We start from the raw sequence: 945 nt of genomic DNA on the forward strand, positions 1-945 counted from the left end.
AACTGCCGAGGACCGCATTCTCCAATTGATTATCCGCAAGCCTGGTCAACGCCTGCCAAAGTACGGCGTGTCGCATGGGCAACGGCCTTTCCTGCTGGTATTGGTTATTCGCCAAAACAACCCAATACCATGCGAGGGAAAGACCGTTGCGGTATCAGCGTACCACCGGCTTGATGGTGTCACAGATGCAGGAGCTTGTCGCGCGCGTCAACGGCGTCCTGAAGGAGCCGTGGAATAAGAAGGTGGGACGCCCGAAGGCGTGCGGGCTGTATAGGGCGGTCGAGATCGCCTGCATGTACCTACGGCACAACGGTACGCAGGAGTTCTTGGGTGACCTGCGGGGTATCTCCCAACCGACGGTCTCGCGGATCGTCACGATCCTCGTGCCCCTCGTGAAGAGGGTTCTCGAGGAGTTCGTGCCCGACGTGCGGGAGGCCATCACGATGGTCCAGGGGCGGGTGTGCCTGGTGGACGGCACCATCACGCCCTGCTGGTCCTACGACGACCAGCCTGAGCTGTGGAGCCGCAAGAAGGGCACCACCGGCTTCAACGCGCAGTTGGTGAGTCTCCTTGACGGGGAAGCGGTCTTCATCTCAGACCCGCTCCCCGGCAAGACCCATGATGCGGCGGCTTTCATGGAAACATCAGTAGCGGAGATCGTTAAGAGCTCTGGCGGGGGAATCGGCGACAAGGGCTACCAAGGTTGCGCCGGAACGGCAACACCACGGAAAACACCGCCCGGCGGAGAACTCAGCAAGATGGACAAGAAGTGCAACGCTGAACTCTCAGCGCTCCGGGCGCCCATCGAGCGACTCGTCGCGCACTTCAAGTCCTGGCGAATCTTTCACATCGACTATCGGCGCCCCTACCGTACCTACCGCGATGCGTACGACGCCGCTCGTGGACTGTTCTTCTTCTCTATTATTTGGGGTTTTGAATAAGCCT

1 protein-coding gene is annotated in these 945 nt (G+C 60.0%); it reads left to right on the forward strand.

From position 1 onward, the window contains the following. The first annotated feature begins 185 nt into the window (after window positions 1-185). Entirely contained in the window at window positions 186-941 is a 756-nt protein-coding gene (locus MJ783_RS05835) for a transposase (protein WP_239308910.1), read from the forward strand. The last annotated feature ends 4 nt before the right edge of the window (window positions 942-945 follow it).

Origin of the sequence: Protofrankia sp. Cj3, from assembly GCF_917627355.1 — a bacterium.
Taxonomy (GTDB): Bacteria; Actinomycetota; Actinomycetes; order Frankiales; family Frankiaceae; genus Protofrankia.

Excerpts from the sequence above, each read along its gene's own strand:
- MJ783_RS05835 (WP_239308910.1), top strand. The coding sequence starts at position 186 with ATGCAGGAGCTTGTCGCGCGCGTCAACGGCGTCCTGAAGGAGCCGTGG.